Below are 5,475 nucleotides of genomic sequence, written 5' to 3'. Positions count from 1 at the left end.
GGGGCGCATGCCCCGGGCCGTGAGCCCCCCGGGCCCCCGGGGGTGCCCGTCGGGGGGGGGGGGGGGGGGGGGGGGGGGGGGGGCCGGCGGCCCCCCCCCCACCGCGACGTTCGAGGGTCAGGAGACCGTCACGTCGTCGTAGTAGGTGTAGGTCGGGTCACCCGCGTAGTTGTCGTCCTTGTTGGTGAGGGTGAGGGTGTAGTTGTGGCCCGCGGTCACGCTGCCGGAGACCTGCTTCCAGCCTGCACCCTGGGTGCATGTCTTGGCGAGGACCGTGGTGGTGGTGCCCGCGGTGGTGTCCTGGAGGGTGGCCGTCGCCCAGTCGTAGGTCACGGTGTCCGGGCAGGTCACGTTGTACCAGAAGGAGACCTTGCTGCTGCCGGACGGGGCCGTGAAGGACTGGGTGAGCGAGGAGGTGTTGGTCGGGCCGGTCGCTCCGACCATCGCACCGTAACTGCCGCTGTGCGCCGCCGAGGTGGTGGCGGAGGTGCTGCCGCTGGTGGTCCAGCTCGACAGGCTGCCGGTCTCGAAGGTGCCGTTGGTGAGGGTGCCGCCGCCGGTGCCTCCACCGGTGCCGCCGCCGACGATCGCGTGGGTGATGGCGCAGTTGTTGGTGTCGTTGGACCAGCTCGCCTGCTCGGCGAAGGTGCCGGTGCCCATCGTGACGTTGGCCGCCCCGCCCGCGCTGCCGGGCGAGATCCAGGCGCACTCGTCGGAGTTCTCCTGGCCGTCGTACGAGCTGCCGGTGTGGTTCGTCCAGCCGCCGGCCGGGTTCTGGTCGGACATCATCTCGTGCCACTCGTGGCCGAGCGTCATGGTCCAACCGTCGAGCGTTCCCGGCGAGTTGACGAATCCGACGCCGCAACCGGAGCCGGAGTCCATGTTGTAGGGCTGGTTGCTGAACGCGATGTCACCGTAGGAGGAGGACACCGGGCCGCCGGTCAGGGTGCTGTCGCCGTTGTAGTCGTGCCAGGCGCAGTACTGGCCCTGGTAGTTGTCGGGGTTGGTGTTGTGGGGCGAGAGCACGACGTAGTACGCGTCGCGGTTGGACGCGGCGGTGGTGTTGCCGAAGTGTCCGGCCGCCTTGACGGCCTCGGCGCCGAGCTGGTGGCCGGTCGCGGCGCTCGGTGAGGCCGCCGAGTTGTCGTACCACACGCCGGACAGCACGCCGCCGCTCTGGTACGGGATGAAGTTCGCGTTGGACGGACAACTGGTGGCGCCCGACGACACGTTGGGCCCGTCACACCACTGGGTGAGGTCTGCGGACCACCGCTCGTTCCCGGTGCCGATGCCCTTGAACATCTCCTGGGTCACCGGGGCGGCACCGTCCGGGTCGCCGGAGAACGTGGCGTCGCCGCTGCTGTTGGTGCTCTGGGTGCCCCACTGGGAACCGTAGAAGACCAGGTAGACCTTGGAGTGACCGCTCTGGACGCCGATGCCGTCGATGCCGCCGCCGTAGGACAGCGTCTGTGGTCCGGTAGCCGCGGTGGCGGCCGGCTGGTTCGCCGCCCAGGACTTCATCTTGGCGTTCCGCTGGATGGTCGGAATGACGCCGTGCCGGTACGGGTGCTGGTAGGCGGGGCTGTACGGGTTCGGTCTCGCCGCCTGCGTCGTGGCCTGGGGGGCTGCTGTCGCCGGAGGTGTGAAGGCGAGGGCCACGCCTGTGGCCAGGGACAACGAGGCGAGACCGGCGAGGGTCGCTCGGGCTGCGCCGCGTATGTGGGGAGTACCCATGGGTGATGGGGACCTTTCTTCGCGCGGACCTCCGCCGTCGGTTCGGCGGAGGTGGTGTGCAGGGATGTCGACATGGCGCATCACGCCCCCGGCCGTGGGGGGCGGCGGTCCTCCCGGTGGCCGACTCCGGCTGTCGACGCTGACGCCGGTTCCGTGCGGAACGGGACGGGGCAACTCACGCACGGCAAGGGAATCCGCGGTGGGCCGAGTCCTGGTCCGAACGAAGGGAATAGCAGTGAGAAGGATTCGTACTGCTGCATCTGGTGCCGAATGGTGATGCGTTGTCAGACGCGGGAGAGCAAACCAGATTTGACAGGCTCAGGTCAATGGAAGCAGACAGCTTTCTCACAAGAAGAGGCCGCCACCCCCGCACACCGACCGCCCCTATCCCACCCGCACCCTGTTTCCACTGGTCGACGACCAAGTAAGGGAACCCGCCCACCAGTTGGGCAACCGAACGGAGAGCGCGTCGGCGCCAGTCCATAGGGCGTCAGCAAGCCCCCCAGGCACACCATGCCGTGGAATCCGAGAAAGCTGGAGAAAACACTCCGTCAAGAAGCAGTAATCGACACTCAATCACTTTACTGTGCCGTGGCGTTCCCATTCGTTGACGCCGAAGGCATGGGGTGCCGAACCGATATCGGAGCCGGACAGGTTCGCGGCGAGTCGCTGCGGGTCGGACAGCTCTCTGCTCCGCGAGCAGTGCCGCGCGCCGAGGCCTCGACTCCTGGAGCGAGGGGAACGGCACCTCGCCGCCAATCTTCGGCACCTATGAGGTACCGGGGCATTCCTCCCGCTGCTGCTGGCCTCGAAGGGAGCGATCGTCGACAATCTGTCGACCGACAGCTTCGCCCCGTTCCCGCCCATCGCGTCCTCCTCGGTGTCCAAGGCGGCGGCGTCGTCCCTGACGCAGTCGCCGCGTGCCTTGCCGACCGAACGGGGCGTGCGTGTGCACGCCGTGCCGACCGGCCCGGTGGACACCAAGACGAGCCGGCTGCAGTCGGCGGAGTTCTCGGTGGCATCACCCGACGATTCCCGAGCTGCCCGGCCGTTCGGTCCCGAGACCGGCAGCGGGACGTGAGTGTGGCAACGGACCGGGAAACCCAGGGCACACGGGACGCCCGCCTGCCTCTCAGTCCGTTTCCGCGTGCCGGCCTCCAGCAGCCGCCGTACCGCGGGCCCCGGCGGTCCTGGCAACACGGCCGGGAAAGTGACCACCGCGGTCCGGTCGGTGGCCGTGCGGAGAGCCACAGGACCGGGACGGCCTCGGTGGCCACGCCGTCAAGCACCGCCCAGGAGGGCGCCCCGACGGGGTACCGAGAACGATGTGTGCGCACACATTTTGGGTGAGGATCAGTTGACGTCCTTGAAGAAGTGGGCCTGTGGCGGCCGGCCTTCGGGGGCAGGAATAGGAGAGAGCGGGCAGCCGGGGGGCGGGGTCGGGCAATGGATCGCATCGCCTCAGCGGATCGGAAGCTAGAAGCCGCGAGGAGTGAGTGTCAAGGCTTCGCGCAGAGCATGCAGGTAAGACGAGGGTAGGACTGGCACGGACGGACATGCGCCTGTGGCTTCCACCCGAAGACCGATGTGACCATCCAGAGTGAAACGATCCGCGCCGACATCTTGACGTCGATCCGGAGTTTGCCGATAGTCATGGCTTAATCCGAAGGACCGAGCGTCGGCCTTCGGTCCGCAAAATTGTTAGCGCTAACAATTGTCGGCGGAGCCGCTCGCGCCGACACGTCCGCCCTCCCCCGACCCCACGTCAACCGCCCTACGCGCCCCACCAGCACACCGCAAACCGCTTGGGCGCCGCTTGCTGTCCCATCGATGAACAAGGGAGTTCATGGTGCCCGCGCTGCACATGTTTCGCCGACTACGCCAGAGGCTTGTCAGCTCCTTGGCCGCGGTGGCGCTCGCCTTCGCCGGCCTAGTCGCCTTCAGTGGCGCCTCGAACGCCGCCACCCAGGGACCCTGCGACATCTACGCGGCGGGTGGCACGCCGTGCGTCGCCGCGCACAGCACCACCCGCGCGCTGTTCGCCTCCTACAACGGCCCGCTCTACCAGGTGCAACGGGCATCCGACAACACCTTGCGGGACATCGGTGTACTGTCCGCCGGAGGTGTCGCCGACGCCGCGGCCCAGGACTCCTTCTGCGCGGGCACCACCTGCACCATCACCCGCCTCTACGATGAGACCGGCGGCGGCAACACGCTCGTCTACCAAGGACCCGGCGGTACCGGTGGCGCCGACACGGCGGCCACCGCGACCACCGAAGCAGTGAGCGTGGGCGGTCAGAAGGCCTACGCGCTGTACATCAACCCCGGCAACAGCTACTTCGCCTACAACTCCGCCGGGGGCGTGCCGACCGGCAGCTCACCCGAGGGCGAGTACATGATCACCAGCGGCACGCACTTCAACGCCGGCTGCTGCTTCGACTACGGCAACACCGAGACCGACCACCACGCCGACGGCAACGGCGCCATGGACGCGATCAACTTCAGCAACGAATGCTGGTTCGGCGGCTGCAGCGGAACCGGGCCGTGGGTGCAGGCGGACATCGAAAACGGCCTGTTCAGCGGTGGCAGCAAGGCATGGAACCCCGGCCAGGTCTCCGAGACCAGCCGGTTCGTCACCGCGATGTTCAAGAACAACGGCACCACCCAGATGGCGCTCAAGGGTGCCAACGCCCAGTCCGGGAGCCTGACGCAGCTCTACAGCGGCGCGCTGCCCAGCGGATGGAGCCCGATGCACAAGCAGGGCGCGATCATCCTCGGCAGCGGCGGCGACTGCTGCCAGACCAACCACAACGCGAGCGCCGGCACCTTCTACGAGGGCGCCATGGTCAAGGGCTACCCCTCGGACGCCACCGACGCGGCGGTCCAGGCCAACATCACAGCGGCCGGCTACAGCACCACCACCCCCTTCACCCCGGGCGCGAAGGTGTCGCTGCAGGCCACCACATCCTGCTGCACCGGCGACTACCTCCAGCACGACACCAGCGACGACAAGGTCGTGATCGCGCCGGTGACCTCCAGCAGCTCGACCACCGTCAAGGGCGACGCCACCTGGACAGTCCGCGCCGGCCTGGCCAACGGCAACTGCGTCTCCTTCGAATCGGCCAACACCCCCGGCAGCTACCTCAGGCACTACGCCTTCCAGCTCCACCTCCAGCCCAATGACGGCACCAGCCAGTTCGCCGCCGACGCCACCTTCTGCTCCAAGCCGGGTAACAGCGGCACGGGTTACTCACTGCAGTCCTTCAACTACCCGGCCAAGTACATCCGTCACTACAGCTTCACCGGCTACGTCGCAAGCGACGGCGGTAGCAACGCCTGGGACAACACCTCGTCGTGGGCCCAGGACACCAGCTGGCTCGCCGCCTCCCCCTGGAGCTGACAGGCAACCAGCCCCGGGTCCGGTACCGCAGAGGGCCGAAGCCGCACCGGACCCGGAGGCGTCAACGCAACCCGCACCGCCCGCATCACGGCCGGGCATCGGGGTTCCTCAACGCCATTGCACCCCACCCTGTGAAGGAACCTTTTTTCATGATCAAGCCACCATGGATCCGCAGCGCCAGACGCGCCCTACTGGCGGCCGGTGCCACCGCCGCGCTCGCCGCGGGCCTGCTCACCGCGACGGCCACCACCTCGCAGGCCGCCACCCAGGGGCCCTGTGACATCTACGCAGCAGGCGGCACTCCCTGCGTCGCCGCACACAGCACCACCCGCGCCCTGTAC

General features: G+C 68.3%; 3 protein-coding genes and 1 pseudogene. 3 read left to right on the top strand and 1 reads right to left on the bottom strand.

The window, feature by feature from the left end:
• Positions 1-117: 117 nt before the first annotated feature.
• Positions 118-1,734: a hypothetical protein gene (locus ACIRVK_RS42355; protein ID WP_404256983.1), complete on the bottom strand. Its 1,617-nt coding sequence runs from the start codon at positions 1,732-1,734 to the stop codon at positions 118-120.
• Between the two features lie 790 nt (positions 1,735-2,524).
• Here ACIRVK_RS42355 and ACIRVK_RS42350 point away from each other — a divergent pair.
• The 3 genes and pseudogenes from ACIRVK_RS42350 to ACIRVK_RS42340 all read left to right on the top strand — a co-directional run.
• Positions 2,525-2,815: pseudogene (locus ACIRVK_RS42350) on the top strand (SDR family NAD(P)-dependent oxidoreductase); the annotation flags it as partial.
• A 765-nt stretch (positions 2,816-3,580) separates the two neighbouring features.
• Positions 3,581-5,134 carry an alpha-L-arabinofuranosidase B gene (locus ACIRVK_RS42345; protein ID WP_404256981.1) on the top strand — a complete coding sequence of 518 codons (1,554 nt, stop codon included), beginning with the start codon at positions 3,581-3,583 and terminating at the stop codon, positions 5,132-5,134.
• Between the two features lie 149 nt (positions 5,135-5,283).
• Positions 5,284-5,475 (top strand): arabinofuranosidase catalytic domain-containing protein (locus tag ACIRVK_RS42340; RefSeq protein ID WP_404256979.1); only part of this gene is annotated, 192 nt, incomplete at its 3' end.

Source organism: Streptomyces sp. NPDC101152, from assembly GCF_044768275.1.
In the GTDB taxonomy this organism is placed as follows: domain Bacteria; phylum Actinomycetota; class Actinomycetes; order Streptomycetales; family Streptomycetaceae; genus Streptomyces.
Note: the sequence above shows the minus strand (reverse complement) of the source record. Positions and strands in the feature narration are given on the sequence as shown.

What these genes read in the sequence shown, in the direction of transcription:
- ACIRVK_RS42355 (WP_404256983.1), bottom strand. Translation starts at nt 1,734, where the DNA reads ATGGGTACTCCCCACATACGCGGCGCAGCCCGAGCGACCCTCGCCGGT.
- ACIRVK_RS42345 (WP_404256981.1), top strand. Translation starts at nt 3,581, where the DNA reads ATGGTGCCCGCGCTGCACATGTTTCGCCGACTACGCCAGAGGCTTGTC.